Consider the following 18,799-nt stretch of genomic DNA (forward strand, 5'->3'; position numbering starts at 1 on the left):
TATCAGTCTCGGGTGAGCTTGCGGTACGTCACGCGGTGCGGCCGGGCGGCGTCGGCGCCGAGCCGGTCGACCTTGTTCTTCTCGTACGCGTCGAAGTTGCCCTCGAACCAGAACCACTTGTCCGGGTCCTCGTCGGTGCCCTCCCACGCCAGCATGTGCGTGGTGACCCGGTCGAGGAACATCCGGTCGTGGGAGATCACCACGGCGCAGCCGGGGAACTCGAGCAGCGCGTTCTCCAGGCTGGAGAGCGTCTCCACGTCCAGGTCGTTGGTCGGCTCGTCGAGCAGGATCACGTTGCCGCCGATCTTCAGCGTCATCGCGAGGTTCAGCCGGTTGCGCTCACCACCGGAGAGCACCTTGACCGGCTTCTGCTGGTCCGGGCCCTTGAAGCCGAAAGCGGCGACGTATGCGCGGGACGGCATCTCGACCTTGCCGACCATCATGTGGTCGAGCCCGTCGGAGACGACCTCCCACACGGTCTTGCTGCCGTCCAGGCCCGACCGGTTCTGGTCGACGTAGGACAGCTTCACGGTCTCGCCGACGCGGACCGAGCCCGAGTCCGGCTGCTCCAGCCCGACGATGGTCTTGAACAGGGTCGTCTTGCCGACGCCGTTGGGGCCGATGATTCCCACGATGCCGTTACGCGGCAGAGAGAACGACAGGTGGTCGATGAGCGTACGACCATCAAAGCCCTTGACCAGGTCTTTCGTCTCGATGACCGTGTTACCCAGACGCGGGCCCGGCGGGATCTGGATCTCCTCGAAGTCCAGCTTCCGCGTCTTCTCCGCCTCGGTGGCCATCTCCTCGTAGCGCTCGAGACGGGCCTTGCTCTTGGTCTGCCGGGCCTTGGCGTTGGACCGCACCCACTCGAGTTCCTCGGTGAGGCGCTTCTGCAGCTTCTGGTCCTTGCGTCCCTGCACCGCGAGGCGGGCGGCCTTCTTGTCGAGGTACGTCGAGTAGTTGCCCTCGTACGGATACGCGCGGCCGCGGTCCAGCTCGAGGATCCAGGTCGCCACGTTGTCCAGGAAGTACCGGTCGTGGGTGATCGCGATGACGGTGCCGGCGTACTTGGCCAGGTGCTGCTCCAGCCAGCTGACACTCTCGGCGTCGAGGTGGTTGGTGGGCTCGTCGAGCAGCAGCAGGTCGGGCGCCTCGAGCAGCAGCTTGCAGAGGGCGACCCGGCGGCGCTCACCACCGGAGAGCTGGGTGACGTCGGCGTCCGGCGGCGGGCAGCGCAGCGCGTCCATCGCGAGCTCGAGCTGGGCGTCGATGTCCCAGGCGTTGGAGTGGTCGAGCTCCTCCTGGAGCTTGCCCATCTCCTCCATCAGCTCGTCGGTGTAGTCGGTCGCCATCTCTTCAGCGATCTTGTTGAACCGGTCGAGCTTGGCCTTGGTCTCCGCGACCGCCTCCTCGATGTTGCCGAGGACGGTCTTGGCGTCGTTGAGCGGCGGCTCCTGTGCCAGCATGCCGACGGTGTAGCCGGGCATCAGCCGGGCGTCGCCGTTGCTGACCTGGTCGACGCCCGCCATGATCTTGAGCAGGCTGGACTTACCGGCGCCGTTCGGTCCGACCACACCGATCTTGACGCCTGGCAGGAAGTTCAGCGTGACGTTGTCGAGCACGACCTTGTCGCCGTGCGCCTTGCGCGCCTTTTCCAGGACGTAGATGAACTGGGCCACGGTGTGCCCTACCTCCGAGATCGTGGATTGCCGGTGCCGATTAGCACCTCAATCTTTCCACCTGCCCCGGCCGCGCCGAACGGCAACCCCGGTCGCTCACTCCGGGACCACCTCCTGTTCCTCGACGCGGCCGTTCGTGTGCTCGATGACGAGCCGGTCGGAGTTCACCCGGAAGACCGTGCCGTTGGCGGCCGTCGCCCAGAACTCGCCCTGCCCGTCGTGCTGCACGCCGGCCAGGAACAACGCGGTCTTGTTCTCCACCCACGGAGCCTCGGCGCCGCCCTTGTTGGCGTGGTAGAAGAGCTCCCCGTCGTCGTCCTGGCAGATCCAGACGACCGTCCGGCTGTCGGTGCGCACCCGCATCACCTGACGGAGCTCCCCGTTGGATCCGGCCTGCACACCCATCTCCTGGGTCTGGCCGAGACAGGCTTGACCGGCCGGGAGCTGGGTATGCGTGGGTACCGGCACCGGTTCGTTCCCCGAGCCACCGCCACCGCGCCGGGAGAGCAGGTAGCCGCCGACCATGCCGATGATCGTGAGCAGCGCCGTGGCGATCACCACAGGGAAGAACAATGGCTGTCGCTGCTGGGAATGATCATCGAGCGGGGTCACCGGCAAAGGATGGCACCCCGCCCCGAGCCGGTCCATCGCCGTGCGTCACAGGCGGCGAGTCGGAGCCGGTGAGAAAGCGGGAGCTTACACACAGTAGGCTCACGTTGGGAACAGAAACCACTCGGAGGTGTACTCAGCGTGGCCCAACGAAGTTCCTTCGTCGTCGTCGCCAACCGTCTGCCCGTGGATGAAGTCACCGGGCCGGACGGTGAGAAGCAGTGGCGCCCCAGCCCGGGCGGCCTGGTGACGGCCCTGCATCCGGTCCTCACCCAGCACCGCGGCACGTGGATCGGGTGGGCCGGCGGAAACGGCGAAGCACCCGAGCCGTTCGATCTCGAGGGCATCCACATCCATCCGGTCCCCCTCAGTGACGAGGAGTTGGAGCGCTACTACGAGGGCCAGTCCAACGCGACCATCTGGCCGCTTTACCACGACGCGGTCGAGACCCCGGTCTACAAGCGGCGCTGGCGTGAGACGTACCGCGTGGTCAACCACCGGTTCGCTCAGGCCGCGGCGGAGGTCGCCGCGGAGGGCGCCACCGTCTGGGTGCAGGACTACCAGTTGCAGCTGGTGCCGGCCATGCTCCGGGAGATGCGTCCCGACCTGCGGATCGGGTTCTTCCTGCACATCCCGTTCCCGCCGATCGAGCTGTTCATGCAGATGCCGTTCCGTGCCGAGATCCTGCGCGGCCTGCTCGGCGCCGACCTGGTCGGATTCCAGCAGCGGCTGGCCGCCCAGAACTTCGTCCGCCTGGCCCGGCACCTGCTCGGCCTGCGGTACGAGGGCCAGTCGATCCAGGTCGACGGACGCAAGGTGAAGGCCGGTGCGTTCCCGATCAGCATCGACACCGCCGACATGGAACGGCTCGCCGCCGATCCGGCGGTGCAGGCCCGTGCCAAGCAGATCCGGGCCGAGCTCGGCGACCCGCAGACCGTGGTCCTCGGTGTCGACCGGCTCGACTACACCAAGGGCATCGAGCTGCGCCTCAAGGCGTTCCGCGAACTGCTCGCCGACGGCAAGCTCAACGTCGGCGACGCGGTGATGGTGCAGGTCGCCACCCCGAGCCGCGAGCGCGTCGAGCACTACCAGACGTTGCGGGTCAAGGTGGAGCGCGAGGTCGGCCGGATCAACGGCGAGTTCGGGCGGGTCGGTGTGCCGGCCGTGCACTACCTGCACCAGTCGATGCCGAAGAACGAGCTGGCCGCGCTCTACGTGGCGGCCGACGTGATGATGGTGACCCCGCTGCGCGACGGGATGAACCTGGTCGCCAAGGAGTACATCGCCTGCCGCGGTGACACCGGTGGGGCGCTGGTGCTCAGCGAGTTCGCCGGGGCGGCCACCGAGCTGCGGCAGTCGTTCCTGTGCAACCCGCACGACCCGGACGGGGTGAAGGACGCGCTGCTGCGCGCGGTCGGCGCCGAACAGTCCGAGCTCAAACGGCGGATGCGCGTCATGCAGCGCCACCTGCGGACCCACGACGTGGCGCGATGGGCCCGCACGTTCCTCGACGAACTCGGCGTCGGCGAGGACTGAGGTTCCAGGAGAGGCGCCGGGCCGCGTTCGGTCCGGCGCCTCTTTCCTTCCTTCGGTACGAGGTGAGCACGCTCAGCCCGCGGGCGTGAACTCCTCGACCACCGCCACCACGTCACCGATCACGACCACGGCCGGTGGGCGGATCCCGGCGGCCGCGGTGTCGGCGGCGATCGCATCGAGGGTGCTGGTCAGCGACCGCTGGTGGGCCGTCGAGCCCTCCTGCACCACGGCGGCCGGGGTGCTCGCCGGGCGGCCCTCGGCGATCAGGCGCTCGGCGATCCTCGGCAGGTTCTTCAGACCCATCATCACCACGAGCGTGCCCCGCAGCCGGGCCAGCGCGGCCCAGTCGACCAGCGACTCCGGGTGGTCCGGCGGGATGTGCCCGGAGATCACGGTGAACTCGTGCGCCACCCCGCGGTGGGTGACCGGGATGCCGGCCAGCGCCGGGGCCGCGATCGAGCTGGTCACGCCGGGCACCACGAGCACCGGGACCCCGGCCCGCGCGCAGGCCAGCGCCTCCTCGCCGCCGCGGCCGAAGACGAAGTTGTCACCGCCCTTGAGCCGGACCACGAACTTCCCCTGCGTCGCCCGGTCCACCAGGATCCGGTTGATCTCCTCCTGGGCGGCCTGCGGACCGTACGGGATCTTGGCGGCGTCGATCAGCTCCACCTCGGGACGCAACTCGCCGAGGAGCATGCCGGGGACCAGCCGGTCGGCGACCACCACGTCGGCGGCGGCGAGCAGGCGGCGGCCCTTCACCGTGATCAGCTCCGGGTCACCGGGGCCGGCGCCGACCAGGGCCACGCCCTTGAGCTCGGGTGAGGCCGGCGGGGTCGCCTCCAGCACGGTCGCCACCATGTCGCGCACCGCCATCGCCCGGCGGCGGTCACCGCCGTCGGTCACCGCCACGGTCACCTGGCCGTGCCGGGTGACGGCCGGGGTCCACGCGGTCGCGGCGTCACGGTCGTCCGCTCGTACACAAAAAATCTGTTTCTGCTCCGCCGCGGCGCTGACCACGGCCGCCGCCTCCGGATCGTCGATGGCGACATGGACCAGCCAGGCCCCCTCGACGTCGGCCGGCTCGAAACGCCGCGGCGTCCAGGTCGCCCGTCCGGCGTCGACGTGCCCCTGCAGGGTGGGAGTGAGCTCGGGCGACACGATGTCGACCCGGGCGCCCGCCGCGATCAGCGCCGGCACCCGGCGGGTGGAGACGCTGCCGCCGCCCACCACCAGCACGCGGCGGCCCTCCAGACGCAGGCCCAACGGATAGATGCTCACTTCTCCGACACTCCCGCCGAGTCGAACGTCGCCACCTCGTGCAGCACGCGGACCGCGGCCTGCACGACGGGCAGGGAAAGCACCGCACCGCTGCCCTCACCGAGGCGCATGCCCAAGTCGAGCAGCGGGTCCAGGCCGAGGTGAGCGAGCGCCACGGTGGCCCCCGGCTCAGCCGAGCGGTGCCCGGCGACCATCGCGGCCACCGAGTCGGGGGCGAACGCCGCGGCGGCGACGGCGGCCGCGGCGGCGATCACGCCGTCGACGATCACCGGCGTCCGGCGCGCGGCCGCGCCGAGGATGAACCCGGTCAGCGCGGCGTGCTCCAGCCCGCCGACCGCGGCCAGCACGCCCAGCGGGTCGGCCGGGTCGGGGGTGTGCCGCTCCAGGGCGGCCGCCACCACGCCGATCTTGTGGAGCAGGGTCTCGTCGTCGATCCCGGTACCGCGGCCGGTCGCGACGTCGGCCGACACCCCGGCGAAGGCGGCGATCAGCGCGGCTGCCGGGGTGGTGTTCGCGATGCCCATGTCACCGGTGAGCAGGATGCGGGCGCCCTGCTCGACGAGCGCCCCGGCAACCTGGATGCCGACCTCGACCGCGGCCAGCGCCTCCTCGCGGGTCAGCGCCGTTCCGGCGGTCATGTCCCGGGTGCCGCGGCGCACGTTGGCATCCAGCAGGTTCGGGCCGCCGTGCAGCGGGATCGCCACCCCGACGTCGACGACCATGACGTCCGCACCGGTCTGCCGGGCGAACGCGTTGACCACGGCGCCGCCGGCCACGAAGTTCGCCACCATCTGCGCGGTGACCTCCTGCGGCCAGGGGCTCACCCCCTGGGCGTGCACCCCGTGGTCACCGGCGAAGACCGCGACCGTGGCCGGCTCGGGCAGCGGCGGCGGGCACACCCCGGCCAGGCCGGCCAGGCGCACCGACAGCTCCTCCAGCGCGCCGAGCGAGCCGGCCGGCTTGGTGAGGCGGGCCTGCAGCTCACGCGCGGCGGTCATCGCCTCGGCGTCGGCGGGCCGGATGGCCGCCAGGGTCGTCTCCAGCGTCACGGTCGCTCCTCGATCACTTCGCTCAGAGTCTGCACGAATCGGTCTGTGGTGGCAGTGTCGCGCACCGCAATCCGCAGCCAATCCGTGCCCAGCCCCGGAAAGGTGTCGCCACGACGTACCGCATAGCCGCGTTCGCGCAGGTCAACGCGTATCTGATCGGCTGCCGGGAGGCGTACCGCAACGAAGGCGGACGCCGGATCGCCGGGAACCGTGACGCTCGGCACTCGCCGCAGCCGTTCCACCAGATGGGCACGCTCGCCCGCGAGCGCCGCCGCGATCTCCCGTTCAGCGGCGACCGCCACCGGCGACGCGCAGGCGGTCGCCGCGGCGAGCGCCGGTGTCGAAACCGCCCAGAGTGGCCGCGCGGCGGCCAGCCGCCGCAGCAGATCGGCCGGGCCGAGCGCGTAACCGATACGCAGGCCGGCCAGTCCCCAGGTCTTGGTGAGGCTGCGCAGCACCACGAGGCCGGGCAGGTCACGCCGCTCGGCCAGCGACTCCGGCTCGCCCGGCACCCCGGGCCGGTAGGTGGTGTCGGCGAACGCCTCGTCGACCACCAGCACACGGCCCGGGCGGGCCAGTTTCGCCACGTCGGCGGCCGGGTGCAGGACCGAGGTCGGGTTGGTCGGGTTGCCGATGAAGACCAGATCGGCGTCCTCCGGAACCAGATCCGCATCGAGACGGAAGCCGTCCGCCTCGCGCAGCACGACCCGTTCCGGCTCGTGACCGGCGTTACGCAGCGCGGCCTCCGGCTCGGTGAACTGCGGGTGCACCACGACCGGCCGCCGGGCCCCGCGCAGGGCCTGCGCCAGCAGCACGAACGCCTGCGCGGCGCCGGCCGTGAGCAGCACCTCACCGGGGTTCCGGCGGTGCCGGGCGGCGACCGCCGCCGTGGCGTTGCGCTCGTCCGGGTAGGCGGAGAGTGAGGTCAGCGACTCGGCGATCGGGTCCGCGAGCCAGCCGGGCATGCTCTGGTGCCGCACGTTGACCGCGAGATCGATCAGGCCGGCACCCACCTCGGCGTCGCCGTGATGATCGAGGTCGAATTTCATGGCCCCAGCATGCCGGACCGGGGTCTGCGTTCCGCTCCGGCTGTTCCGGCCGTGGTTCGCGCCTCACGGCCGGTGTTCCGGCCGTGGATCACCCCGCAGGCCGGCGTTCCAGCCGTGGATCACCCCGCACGGCTGGCGTTCCAGCCGTGTTCGCGCCTCACTTCGGCCGTTCCATACGAACATGAGGGGTTTTGTCTTACCTTCAGATGGTGACGAGCCGACGCCTCACCGTAGCCGGAAGAGTCGCCCTCCTGATCCGTGCCGGGCTCATCGCGGGCCTGGTCATCACCGGCCTCTCCTATCCCTTCGCCGCCCTGGCCGGGATGGGGGTCAAGGCCGGCGCCGAAGCCCTGGAGAACATGCCCGAGCAGCTCACCGAGCGGCCACCGGCCCAGACCACCTACGTCTACGCCGCCGACGGCAAGACCCTGCTCACGATGTTCTACGAGGAACACCGCAAACACGTCGAGCTGGACGACATGTCGCCGTACCTGATCAAGGCGATCGTGGCCTCCGAGGACACCCGCTTCTACGAGCACAACGGTGTCGACGCCAAAGGCGTGGCCAGGGCTTTCGTGGCCAACCAGAAGGCCGGCGGCGTCTCGCAGGGCGCGTCCACCCTCACCATGCAGTACGTACGGATGGCCCTGCGCGACGGCGCCCGCACGCCGCAGGAGGCCGTCGAGGCCACTGAGCAGACAGCGGCGCGCAAACTGCGGGAGATGAGGCTCGCCGTCGAGGTGGAGAAGCGGCTCAGTAAGGAGGAGATCCTCGAGCGGTACCTCAACGCCGCCTACTACGGCCACCGCGCGTACGGCATCTTCGCCGCCTCCCAGGTTTTCTTCTCCAAGTCGCCGCACGATCTCAGCCTCACCGAGGCGGCCCTGCTCGCCGGCCTCGTCAAAGCGCCGTCCGACTACGACCCGGCCACCAAGAAGCAGAAGGCCGCCCTGGAACGCCGCAACTACGTCATCGACCAGATGCTGAAGATCAACGCGATCACGGCCGAGCAGGCCGCCACCGCCACCAGGTCGAAGATCAGGCTGAAGCTCAGCACCCCGCCGAACGACTGCGTCTCGGTCCCGGCCAAGCACAACGACTGGGGCTTCTTCTGCGACTACTTCAAGAGCTGGTGGCGTGAGCAGCCCGCCTTCGGAGGTACCCCACAGGAACGCGAGGAGAACCTGCGGCGCGGCGGTTACCGGGTGGTCACCTCGATCGACCCCAAGATCCAGAAGTACGCGATGAGGCACGTCCTCGCGAAAGAGCGGCGTAGCAGCCCCATCGCGCACGGGCAGGTCGTCGTACAGCCCGGCACGGGGCGGGTGCTCAGCATGGCCGTCAACCGGCGTTACTCCCTCGATCAGGAGAAGAACGGCCGGCACAGCGACTGGCGCAAGGACGACGACGAGAAGGGTAACTATCCGAACACCGTCAACCCACTGCTCGGCGGCGGCGACATGGCCGGTTACCAGGCCGGATCCACCTTCAAGATCTTCACGATGCTGGCCGCGCTGGAGGAGGGCCTGCCGCTGTCGACCACCTTCTACTCGCCGGCGCGGATCGTCACCCGGTACATCACCGCGCCCGGGCCCGCCACGTGCGGCATCTACTGGTGCCCGAAGAACGCGGGCAAGTCCATGACCGGCAACCAGAACATGTGGTCCGGTTACGGCAAGTCGGTGAACACGTACTTCGTACAGCTCGAACAGCGGGTCGGCGCTGAGAAGGCGGTCCGGATGGCCGAACGGCTCGGTCTGCGCTGGCGCACCGGCATCGACCGGAAGCTCGCCACCAAGGAGCACGCCTCCGGCTGGGGCGCCTTCACCCTCGGCGTCAGTGACGCGACCCCCGTCGAGATGGCGAACGTCTTCGCCACCCTCGCCGCCGAGGGCAAATATTGTGAGCCACTGCCCGTCGTCAGTATCCGCAACCCGGACGGTTCGCACGCCCTCCACCAGGGCCGTCTCATCGCCGAGCCGCGCTGCCACCAGGCCGTCAAGACGAACGTGGCCCGCGCCGCCACCGACGCGGGGCGCTGCGTCACCGGTTACGGGGCGGCCCGCGGCAGCTGCGGCTGGGGCACGTCGCCGATGGTGTACGGGACCCTCCGCCGGCCGATCGCCGGAAAGAGCGGCACCACCGACGGCAACAAGACGGCCTGGTTCAGCGGATACACCCCGCAGCTGGCGGCCTCCGCCTTCGTCGCCGACCCGGACAATCCGGAGCACCTGGTGGGAGCGGGCCGCTCGACGATGTCGAAGCTGACGGTCGCGCAGACGTTGCGGGACGCGCTCAAGGGTGAACCGAAGGAGGACTTCAAACCCCCCTCCGACAAGTACGTCTGGTAGCGCTCCGGTCCATGCCGCGCTTCTCGCCACCTCCGCCGGCATGGCGCCGCGACCTTCCGCCGCCACCCGCGGCACTCAGACCGGCTGCCGCTCGCCGCGACCGGACGGCGGCCGGTCTTACCCGCCGGTTGCGGTGCCGGACAGGACGCGGCGGCGCGGATGGCCGGACGGGACGCGACGGCGGCGCGGATGGCCGGACGGGACCCTTACCCGCCGGTTGCGGTGCCGGACGGGACGCGGCGGCGGCGCGGTGGTCGCCAGGCCGGGTCGCGACCGGCAAGGGCCAGGGCTCGGGTCAGGAGGTCCTCCTCGGGATCGACCGGAACCCTCGGCCCGAACAGGCCCGGTGTGCCGTCGGCCGAGCCCTGCCCGAGGAACTCGACCAACATCTCGAGCGCCCGCGGATCGGCCGCGTAATCCTGCTCGGTGGCGCGGGCCAGGTCCCACCCGTGCATGATCAGCTCATTCATCGCGACGGTGCCCATCGCGGTGGCCGGCAGGGTCACGCCGCCGGCCAGGGCCGTGCCCGTCCAGGCGGCCGGGTCCTTCCAGGCGATGCTGAGCTCGGCGAGCAGCACCGGTAGCCGGCTGCGCCAGTGCCGGGACAGATGCTCGGCGGACGGCTCGGGTGGTGGGCCGTCGGTGCCGGCCGCGCCCGCGCGTTTGCGGGCAGCCATGGTGAAGGCGACCGACAGACCCATCAGGTGGTCGAGCAGGGCCGCCACCGACCAGTCCGGGCAGGGGGTCGGCGCGGCGAGATCGCGGTCATCGACGCCGAGCAGCAGCGCTCGGATCTGACGAACCGGCGGGTCGAAATCCAGCGGCACGCGGTCGGCCACGATCTCCTCCTTCGGTTGTCGTACGCCTCACGTTACGAGGGAGGTACGACACTTTCGCAGGCGGCGAATCGACCTTTCGCACGCTGGGCCGTTTCCGGCGGCCAGCCTTGATCAGGAGTGGACGGACAGGTCGGCGGTGTGACCGTCGGGGCCGTTCCCCGGGCCGTCACCGGGATGCTGGCCGGAGCCCGGCGGCATACCCTGACCGGGGCCGCCGGGAGCCATGCCGGATCCGGGACCGCCGGGCATCTGCTGACCGGTTCCCGGGACACCGGGCATCGACTGTCCCTGGCCGGGACCGCCGGGCATCCCGTTACCCGGCCCTTGGCTACCGGGCACCCCATGCCCCGGACCAGGACTGCCGGGCATGGCGTGACCCGGACCAGGACTGCCGGGCATGGCGTGACCCGGACCAGGACTGCCGGGCATCGGCTGGCCGTAACCGCCGGGGCCTCCTGGTGAATGCGGCATGCCATGACCGGACGGCTGCATCGAGCCGCCGTCGACCACCTGCCCGTTGATCACCTGCCCGTTGATGAACTCGCCGGAGATCACCTGGCCGGAAATGACCACGCCGGGGCTGATGGGCATGCCCTGGACCGGCATCGGCTGCTCGCCGGGGCCATATCCGTGATGCCCCGGTCCGGCGTGACCCTGCCCGGGCGTCCCGTGACCGGGGAAGTCCGGCCCCTGGCCACCCGAACCCGGCATCCCGTGACCCGGGAAGTCCGGCCCCTGGCCACCCGAACCCGGCATCCCATGACCCGGGAAGTCCGGCCCCTGGCCACCCGAACCCGGCATCCCATGACCCGGGAAGTCCGGCCCCTGGCCACCCGAACCCGGCATCCCATGACCCGGGAAGTCCGGCCCCTGGCCACCCGAACCCGGCATCCCATGACCCGGGAAGTCCGGCCCCTGCGGGCCGGCGCCGGGCATCGGACCCTGGCCGGCCATCATGCCGGCGGGCGGACCCACCGAAACACCCTGCGGGGGCATGGCTGGAGAGCCCGGGCCGGGCGGCATCCCCGCGCTGACCGGCATGCTCTGCATCGGCGGCATGCCGACCGGCTGCAGCGGCGGCATCCCGGGAGGCATGCCCATCGGAGGTCCCTGCGGCATGCCGGGCGGCGGGCCGGACGTCATCCCGTTCTGGCCGGCGGAGGCGCCCTGCGGTCCGGCGTGGGCGGCGGCGACGAGACGGCGCGCGATCTCCGGCGCCGCGGCCCAGTGCAGGCCGAGCTGGGAGGCGTGCACCTGACGCCAGACGAAACCCTCCGGATTTCCACCGGACCAGGTCCAGGCCGGGTTCGAGCCGGCACGCGGGGCAACGACCGCACGGTGCTGCTTGTAGCCGGTGATCCGGGCGCCGGCCGGGGCCAGCACCGACGTGCCGGGGGCGGTCGCCTCCCGGTAACCGGCGACGGTCTGCTCACCCGTGGTCGCGGTCGCGTCCAGGACACCGCACATCGGGCGGCCGTCCAGCTCGTGGCCCAGCCAGGGCAGCGCGATGCCCTCGGCGATCACCGGCCAGCCGTCCCGGGCGAACTGGGCGACGGCCGAGCAGAGCCGGCGGTTGGCGGAGAGCTCCTCGGCGTACCCCTCGGGAAGTCCCGCTCCCACCACCAGCGCGCGGGTGCCCGGCGGCAACGCCTCGTCACGCAGCGGGTCGACCACCGCGACGTCCGCGCCGGCCGCGGTGAGCAGCTCCGCGGTCTCCACGTAGGTGTAGGGCGCGCCCTGCCCACCGGCCAGGGCGATCACCGGCCGCTGATCGAACTGGACGTCCCCGGCCGCCTCGGCCGGGGTCCAGAGCGGACCGGGGATCGGCGGCGCGGACGCGGCGAGCGCCATCAGGCGCTCCATGTCGAGGGAACCGGCGACCGCCTCGCCGAGACGGCGGACCGCACGGCCGGCCTCGACGGTCCGGTGCGCCACCGGGACGAGCCCGTGGGTCCGGGGCGGCAACGCGTTCGGCAGGTCGCCGCGGTGCAGCGCGCCGAGCACCGGCATGCCGATGTCGTCCATGGCGCTGCGCAGCATCTGCTCGTGCCGGTCGGAGGCGACCCGGTTCAGGATGACACCGCCGAGGTGCACCATCTCGTCGAACATGCGGAAGCCGTGCACCAGCGCGGCCAGGGAGTGGCCCATCGCGGCGACGTCGACGACGAGCACGACGGGGGCGCGCAGGGCGGCCGCGACCGAGGCGGTGCCGTCGATCTCCGGCTGGCCGGTCAGGCTGTCGAACAGGCCCATCGCGCCCTCGATGACGGCGACCTGGGAGCCGGAGGCGCCGTGCGCGAACAGCGGCGCGACACGCTGGGCCCCGACCAGTCGCGGGTCCAGGTTGCGGCCTGGCCGGCCGGCGGCGAGGCCCAGGTAGGCCGCATCGGTGTGATCCGGGCCGACCTTGAAGCCCGCCGCGGGGATGCCCCGGCCGCTCAGCGCGGCGAGCAGTCCCACGGCGATGGCCGTCTTGCCGTGTCCCGACGACGGCGCGCTCACGACCAGACGAGGCTGGGCGGTGATCAATGTCTCCCCCGAGGTTTCCGCAGGCGGCCGCCACGTGTTCTATCGACTGCCGGATGTCGGAGACTACCTGGCTGCGGCAGCTGCCACCTCTTGGCCAGGTAGCCTCATGGGGTGTACCGGTTCCTGCTGACCCCTCGCTGGCTGGGTGCCGCCGCGGTCACGATCGTCGCCTCGGTGGTCATGGTGATGCTCGGCAACTGGCAGCTCGACCGATACCGCGAACGCACGAGCATCAATGAACGCGTCGACGAGGCGAACGCCGCCGCTCCCGTGCCGCTGACCGGGAAGATGACCGCGCCGACCGTCGCCGGTACCGCCGGCCCGACTCCCGGCGAGGCTGTGGCCTGGACAAAGGTGACCGTCAGCGGCCGTTACGACCCGACTCACGAGATTCAGGCCCGCGGCCGGACAGTGGGCAGCTCGGTCGGGTTCGAGATCCTCACGCCGCTCATCCTCGACGACGGGACGGCCGTCCTGGTCGACCGCGGCTGGGTGCCGGCCCCGCCCGGCGGCGCCCTCGAGTCGCCGGAGGCCCCACCGGCGCCGACCGGACGGGTCACGGTCATCGGCCAGGTCCACCTGTCGGAAAGCCGACCCGCTCCGGTGGAACGTCGCGACGGCAGGCTGGACACCCGGCGCGTCAATCTGCCACGCCTGGCAACCGAACTTCCTTTCCCGGTGTACGGGGCGTACATCCTCCTCACCGAGCAGACCCCGGCCGCCGACCCGGCCTTCGTGCCGATCCCCATCCCGCACGAGGATGCCTGGCAGAACGGCGGCTACGCCGTCCAGTGGTGGATCTTCGCGGGCATGGTCTACGTCCTTTTCGGCTGGCAGGCCCGTCGAGAGGTCCTGGAGACTGCCGGTCCCGGCGGCCCCCTCACGGCCAAGCGCGCCGAACGCTCCCGCGACCGGGTGGCCGCCGCCGACGCCCGCCGGTCCACCCTGGATCGGGTCGCCGCCGCAGACGCCCGCGATCGGGTCGCCGCCGCAGACGCCCGCGATCGGGTCGCCGCCGCAGACGCGCGGGATCGTGTTGCCGAGGCGGATGCCCGGGACCGGGTCGGGGAGGCGGACCGGCGCGCTGCCGAGACTGCGGCGTCCCGCCCGGCGTCCTCGGCCACGGCCACCGCGGAACGCGGGGAGGGCGGCGAGCGTCCTGTCGCGACCGAGGGCGACGGCGATTAATGTCGCGGGCATGACCTTCCCATCGGGTGATCCGTGGGGCGCGCCCACGCCCCCGTCCGCATCCGAGGCACCGGTTTCGCCGGAGGCTGCCGGGCCCGTGATCGTCGAGGTCGCCGAGATGCAGATCACCTCCACGATGGTGCACACGCCGGTGGGCGACCTGCCGCTGTCCGGTTCCCGCTGGCAGGTCACCGATCACTGGCTCAGCCAGCGCGTCACCCCTACCTGGGCCAAGGTCGCGGCGTTCGCCGGCATCTGCTTCAGCGGCGGACTCAGCCTGCTGCTCCTGCTGGTCAAGGAACCCGTGGCGCAGGGCACGGTGAACGTGACGGTGACGAGCGGCCAGCATCAGTACGTGGCCCGCATCACGGTCAAACACGAGGGCGACGTGACCGCCATCAACCAGCAGGTCAACTACGTCCGGAGCCTGGCCGCCCTCTGACGTCCCGCCCGGCTGCGATACGGGTGGTCATGCGTCAGGCCGGGTCGGGTGGCCGGCTCCGATCTCCTTGACCATGTCTATGGTGTCGGCTTCGGATGCCCGCTTGTCGTCGCGATAGCGAAGGACCCGCGCGAACCGCAGAGCAACTCCACCCGGATAGCGCGGTGACGTCTGAACACCGTCGAAGGCGATCTCGACGACCTGTTCCGGGCGTACCGTCACCACCCAGCCGTCGTCGGCGACGGCCAGTTCGCGGAAGCGTTCAGTCTGCCAGCGGAGCAGTTCGTCGGTCAGGCCCTTGAACGTCTTGCCCAGCATGATGAAGCCTCCGGTACGTGGATCGCGGGCCCCGAGATGCAGATTGGACAGCCAACCTTGGCGGCGGCCGTGTCCCCGTTCGACGGCCAGTACGACGAGGTCCAGCGTGTGACGTGGTTTCACCTTCACCCAGGCGGAACCGCGTCGGCCCACGTCGTAGGGTGCGTCCGGCGATTTGATGACGACGCCCTCCTGACCGGCTGCGAGCGCCGCGGCGAACGCGTCGGCGGCCTGTTCCTCGGTCTCGGCGACCACGCGGCTGACGGTCGAGGCAGGTGGCACGGCGTCGGCTAGGGCGGCCCAGCGGGTCCGGCCGGGCTCGTCGAGCAGGTCGGTCCCGTCCAGGTGCAGAAGGTCGAAGAAGTACGGCCGGAGACCACCGGCCGCCGAGGCATCACGGGAGTGCCCTGCGGCCGGGGCACCGGAGAGCCCTGCGGCCGAGGCATCACGGGAAAGCGCCGCAGGCGAGGCATCGGGGGAAGGCGCGGCCGACGAGTCCCCGCTGGACCGGTCCGTGGAAGAACCGGCCCGGGAGCGGGTCGCGGATGAACCGCCGCGGGCCGCAGCGACCCGGGTGGCCGCCCGGCTGGACGTCTCCTGGAAGGGGCGGGGGCGGCCGGATTCGTCCAGCAGCATCGCTTCGCCGTCGAGGATGGCCTCACGCACCGGCAGGGCCAAGACCTCGGCGACCACCTCGGGCAGGCGGGCCGTGATGTCGTCGAGGCTGCGGGTGTAGATGGCCACGTCATTGCCGGAACGGTGGACCTGGATGCGGATGCCGTCGAGTTTGGCGTCGACCACCGCGGGCGTGCCGGTGGCCAGCATGGCGGCGGCGACGTCCGGGGCGCTGCCGGCCAGCATGGGGCTGAGCGGGGTGCCGACCCGTAGGTGGATCTCGGCAAGGGCTGCTGCCCCGCCGGTCAGCGCGGTCGCGGCGACGAGCTTCAGGTCGCCGGAGAGCAGGAGGGCACGCCGGACACCGGCGGTCGGAATCTCGGCGGCCGATGCGATCGCCTCGGCGAGCAGGCCGGCCTGGGCGCCCTGCCGGAGTTCGCCGCTGAACAGGCCGACGAGCAGCTGCTGCTCGTCGATGGTGGCGGCGCTGAACAGTGCGCCGAGGAGCTGTTTACGGCGGGCCTGCGAGCCCGCCCCGGCGACGACCGAGATCTCCGCGATCGCCGCGTCGACGGCGGCGACGGTCAGGGAGGCCTCGGCGGCCGGCTCCGGCCGGTCGCGCAGCGAGGCGTAACCGACGCCGGTCTGTCGCTGGCGCAGTTCACCGGCCAGGTAGGCGGCCCCGGCGACGATCTCGTCGGGGTCGAGCCGTCGTAGCGCCTCCGCCAGCAGGCCGATCTTGGCCTTACGACCCGAGGTCGCGGCGACGGCGGCCGAGGTGGCTGCTATGTCAATGAACCGCACGATCTCCATCCTGGCAGCCGATCGAGCCTTCCGGTGCCCCACGCGGCACCCGCCAAACGCGGAAGCTACCGCTGCAGCAGGACGGAAACTCCCTCCCGGCCGCTCCGAACGCCCACCCCGCCTCGACCCGAAGCAAACCGCCGGGCCACTGCGAACGCCCACCCCCGCCGGACCTGAAGCAAACCGCCGGGCCGCAGCTAACGCCTAGGTTCGCGCGGGCCCGCGCCCGCGGGGATCAGGGGAGGAACTGGCCGGGGGCAGCACTACACGTCCGCGCCCGCCAGGTTCAGAGAAGAGGCAGCCGCCGGCCACACCAGCGCACCCAACCGCACCGTCACCCTCTCCAGCACCAGCACCAGCACCGGCCAGGAACAGCCGACACAAGCCGGGACCAGCCGGGACCAGCCGAGACCAGCCGAGACCAGCCGAGACCAGCCGAGATTGTGAAGGCAGCTGCCGTCGGCCGCGCCGAGATCCGCTGCGGCAGGTCGGCAAAGCTGCTTCTCCGCGGCCACGCCCAGTACGGCGCGCCGGAGGAGCTGCCACTTCCCCCAGCGGCGACGGCCTCTGCGGCGCGTCGGAGGTGGGAGCGCGCTCACCTCGTACGCGCGAAGGGGGTTGATCTTTGGGTTGAGGTTATGCGGCCTTTGGCTCGGCTATGCGGAAGCCTCGGGCCCGGACCGCGTCGGCCACTCGGGCCAGCTCGGCGTCGAGCGTGCAGAGCACCCGGGAGAGATCGTCGAGGTGATCGGTGAGGGTGGCGTCGTCCCACCCGGCGACGTCGACATCCCCCAAGGCCCGGGCCGCGGCGCGAAGCCTGGCGATCGACTCGATCCGGTCGCGGGTGCGGAGGCGGTCGAGGGAGTCACGCGGGCCGGCGGGGGTCACCCGGGCCGCACGACGGGCCGGCGCAGCAGTGATGTGCTGCGCGGCCGGCATGTTCGGTGCAGGCGAGGCAATCGAACGCATGTTCGAATCCTAACAGGAATGATCGCCTTCGCCAGCGCTGATCCACCCTGTGGACACCGGATTCACCTGGCCAGGGCATGTCGGAAAACCGTCTCCGCCTCGGCCGGTCCGGACTGCGCGGCGACGAAGCCGTCCGGCCTGATCAGGTAGAACCGGCCTGGACGGAGAGGGGTTGCCGGCGCGGCTGGGAAGACGTGCACCGGCAGGCCGATGCCGGGTGCGTCGGCTGCTCGCAGGTCGCCGTATCCATGGATCTGCCAGCACGCGGCCCGCAGCGCGGCATGGTTGTCGCCGGCCCAGGGCAGGCGCCGCCCGATCACCGGGTCGCGCCGCTGATCCGCCGGGGCGTCCGGGTCGAGGCGGTAGTGGATGCGGATCTGGGAGACGTACTGGAACAGGCGGGACCCGCCGGAGGAACCGGGGAGGACCCGCACCGCGATCGGGGCCAGCAGCGGGATCGCGATCCGGCGTGCGAGGCGGGCCGTCATCCGGGTCGAGGTGATCAGGCCGAAGATGCGGTCGGTGGTGGCGACGAGTTTGCGCGCCACCGGGCGGCGCTCGGCCTCGTATCGGTCGAGCCAGCCGTCCTTCCGGGTGCCACGCAGCACGTCAGTGATCTTGAAGGCGAGGTTGTGCGCGTCCTGCAGTCCGGTGTTCATACCCTGCCCGCCGACCGGTGAGTGCACGTGCGCGGCGTCGCCCGCCAGCAGGAACGGGCCGTCCCGGAACGCCGCGGCGACCCGATGATGCACGCGGTAGGTGGCGAACCAGCGCGACCGGTCGTAGGTGACGCCGTAGGTGCGGCGCATCCGTTCGCGGGCGTCCTCCTCGTCCAGGCCGCCGTCGCCGTCCATGTCGCGGACCAGGCCGATCAGCCGCCAGTTGTCCGCTCCACGCATCGGGAATCCGAGCAGGAAGTCATCCCGTTCGGGTCGGACGTTGACCGCGTCGGTCACCAGGCCACGCGCCCCGGCCGCGTCGAGCACGAAGAACCGGTGCGGGTTGGTGACGCCCTCGAAGGCGATCCGCCGGGCCTTCCGGACAATCGAGTTGGCGCCGTCACAACCGACACAGAACCGGGCCCGGACGGTGTCGTGGCCGACTTTCGCCTCGACACCGTCGTCGGTCTGCACGACCGCGGTCACCGGCGACTCCCAGAACACGTCGGCGCCGAGTTTGCGCAGGTTGTCGTAGAGGATCTCCTCGTTACGACTCTGCTCCAGGATCTCGATGTACGGGTAAGCAGTGAGGTGTCCACCGAGCCGGCCGAGCGGGATACGGCCGAAGGCCCGCGCACCGAACCCGGGCGCGAGCGCCTCAGCCCGATGCGCGGCCTCCAGCACCTGGTCGCCGATGCCGAGCTGGTCGTAGATCTCCAGGCTGCGCGCCTGCACGACGAGAGCACGTGATTCGGTCGTCGGACCGTCCTTGCCGTCCGCGACGATCACCTGCACTCCGAGCCTGGTCAGCCAGTTGGCGAGCATCAGCCCGGTCGGGCCGGCGCCCACCACGAGCACCTCGCAAGACAGCTCGGCCATCGGCCA

14 protein-coding genes and 1 pseudogene are annotated in these 18,799 nt (G+C 71.2%); 4 read left to right on the top strand and 11 right to left on the bottom strand.

Translation table 11 applies throughout. From position 1 onward, the window contains the following. Positions 1-2: 2 nt before the first annotated feature. The gene (gene ettA, locus CLV67_RS00265; RefSeq protein ID WP_106315102.1) at positions 3-1,679 is read right to left on the bottom strand and encodes an energy-dependent translational throttle protein EttA; all 1,677 of its coding nucleotides are present in this window, start codon (positions 1,677-1,679) and stop codon (positions 3-5) included. A gap of 96 nt (positions 1,680-1,775) precedes the next feature. Beyond that, complete coding sequence (locus tag CLV67_RS00270) at positions 1,776-2,291, bottom strand: hypothetical protein (protein ID WP_239166170.1); 516 nt, start codon at positions 2,289-2,291, stop codon at positions 1,776-1,778. Between the two features lie 138 nt (positions 2,292-2,429). Between CLV67_RS00270 and CLV67_RS00275 the strand changes: the two genes are divergently transcribed. Continuing rightward, entirely contained in the window at positions 2,430-3,824 is a 1,395-nt protein-coding gene (locus CLV67_RS00275; RefSeq protein WP_106315104.1) for an alpha,alpha-trehalose-phosphate synthase (UDP-forming), read from the top strand. A gap of 72 nt (positions 3,825-3,896) precedes the next feature. Here the strand turns inward: CLV67_RS00275 and cobA are convergent, their stop codons facing one another. The 3 genes from cobA to cobC are packed head-to-tail and all read right to left on the bottom strand — an operon-like array spanning position 3,897 to position 7,200. Continuing rightward, positions 3,897-5,102: a uroporphyrinogen-III C-methyltransferase gene (cobA, locus tag CLV67_RS00280; protein ID WP_106315105.1), complete on the bottom strand. Its 1,206-nt coding sequence runs from the start codon at positions 5,100-5,102 to the stop codon at positions 3,897-3,899. Further along, entirely contained in the window at positions 5,099-6,151 is a 1,053-nt protein-coding gene (cobT, locus tag CLV67_RS00285) for a nicotinate-nucleotide--dimethylbenzimidazole phosphoribosyltransferase (RefSeq protein ID WP_106315106.1), read from the bottom strand. Before cobT ends, cobA begins: the two co-directional genes overlap by 4 nt. After that, positions 6,148-7,200 (bottom strand): Rv2231c family histidinol phosphate aminotransferase CobC, encoded by a 1,053-nt coding sequence (gene cobC / locus CLV67_RS00290; protein ID WP_106315107.1) that lies wholly within the window; start codon positions 7,198-7,200, stop codon positions 6,148-6,150. The genes cobT and cobC overlap by 4 nt, the downstream gene beginning before the upstream one ends. A 206-nt stretch (positions 7,201-7,406) precedes the next feature. Here cobC and CLV67_RS00295 point away from each other — a divergent pair, with 206 nt between their 5' ends. Continuing rightward, a complete protein-coding gene (locus tag CLV67_RS00295) occupies positions 7,407-9,551 on the top strand; it encodes a transglycosylase domain-containing protein (protein WP_239166169.1) in 2,145 nt (714 codons plus the stop codon). Positions 9,552-9,757: 206 nt separating this feature from the next. On the opposite strand, the gene CLV67_RS00300 is transcribed toward CLV67_RS00295, so the two are convergent. Both CLV67_RS00300 and CLV67_RS54120 read right to left on the bottom strand, forming a co-directional pair. Beyond that, positions 9,758-10,390 (bottom strand): TIGR03086 family metal-binding protein, encoded by a 633-nt coding sequence (locus tag CLV67_RS00300; RefSeq protein ID WP_106315108.1) that lies wholly within the window; start codon positions 10,388-10,390, stop codon positions 9,758-9,760. Positions 10,391-10,501: 111 nt separating this feature from the next. Further along, positions 10,502-12,892 (bottom strand): cobyrinic acid a,c-diamide synthase CobB, encoded by a 2,391-nt coding sequence (locus CLV67_RS54120; protein ID WP_282958698.1) that lies wholly within the window; start codon positions 12,890-12,892, stop codon positions 10,502-10,504. A 138-nt stretch (positions 12,893-13,030) separates the two neighbouring features. Between CLV67_RS54120 and CLV67_RS00310 the strand changes: the two are divergent. Beyond that, positions 13,031-13,816: pseudogene (locus CLV67_RS00310) on the top strand (SURF1 family cytochrome oxidase biogenesis protein); the annotation flags it as partial. 301 nt (positions 13,817-14,117) lie between these two features. Further along, positions 14,118-14,549 (top strand): hypothetical protein, encoded by a 432-nt coding sequence (locus CLV67_RS00315; protein ID WP_106315111.1) that lies wholly within the window; start codon positions 14,118-14,120, stop codon positions 14,547-14,549. A gap of 27 nt (positions 14,550-14,576) precedes the next feature. Here CLV67_RS00315 and CLV67_RS00320 read toward each other — a convergent pair whose 3' ends face one another. The 4 genes from CLV67_RS00320 to CLV67_RS00330 form a co-directional block, all read right to left on the bottom strand. Continuing rightward, a complete protein-coding gene (locus CLV67_RS00320; protein WP_203736969.1) occupies positions 14,577-16,295 on the bottom strand; it encodes an ATP-dependent DNA ligase in 1,719 nt (572 codons plus the stop codon). Between the two features lie 254 nt (positions 16,296-16,549). Continuing rightward, on the bottom strand, positions 16,550-16,801 hold the full coding sequence (locus tag CLV67_RS50855) for a hypothetical protein (protein WP_146168937.1): 252 nt from the start codon (positions 16,799-16,801) through the stop codon (positions 16,550-16,552). Between the two features lie 121 nt (positions 16,802-16,922). Continuing rightward, the gene (locus CLV67_RS00325; protein WP_239166174.1) at positions 16,923-17,111 is read right to left on the bottom strand and encodes a hypothetical protein; all 189 of its coding nucleotides are present in this window, start codon (positions 17,109-17,111) and stop codon (positions 16,923-16,925) included. Positions 17,112-17,317: 206 nt separating this feature from the next. Then, positions 17,318-18,793, bottom strand: a complete 1,476-nt coding sequence (locus CLV67_RS00330) for an FAD-dependent monooxygenase (RefSeq protein WP_106315112.1) — start codon at positions 18,791-18,793, stop codon at positions 17,318-17,320. Between the last annotated feature and the right edge of the window lie 6 nt (positions 18,794-18,799).

The sequence above is a fragment of the Actinoplanes italicus genome (genome assembly GCF_003001815.1).
GTDB lineage: Bacteria > Actinomycetota > Actinomycetes > Mycobacteriales > Micromonosporaceae > Actinoplanes > Actinoplanes italicus.

Excerpts from the sequence above, each read along its gene's own strand:
- CLV67_RS00330 (WP_106315112.1), bottom strand. The coding sequence starts at position 18,793 with ATGGCCGAGCTGTCTTGCGAGGTGCTCGTGGTGGGCGCCGGCCCGACC.
- CLV67_RS00315 (WP_106315111.1), top strand. The coding sequence starts at position 14,118 with ATGACCTTCCCATCGGGTGATCCGTGGGGCGCGCCCACGCCCCCGTCC.
- CLV67_RS00320 (WP_203736969.1), bottom strand. The coding sequence starts at position 16,295 with ATGGAGATCGTGCGGTTCATTGACATAGCAGCCACCTCGGCCGCCGTC.
- CLV67_RS00295 (WP_239166169.1), top strand. The coding sequence starts at position 7,407 with ATGGTGACGAGCCGACGCCTCACCGTAGCCGGAAGAGTCGCCCTCCTG.
- cobC (WP_106315107.1), bottom strand. The coding sequence starts at position 7,200 with ATGAAATTCGACCTCGATCATCACGGCGACGCCGAGGTGGGTGCCGGC.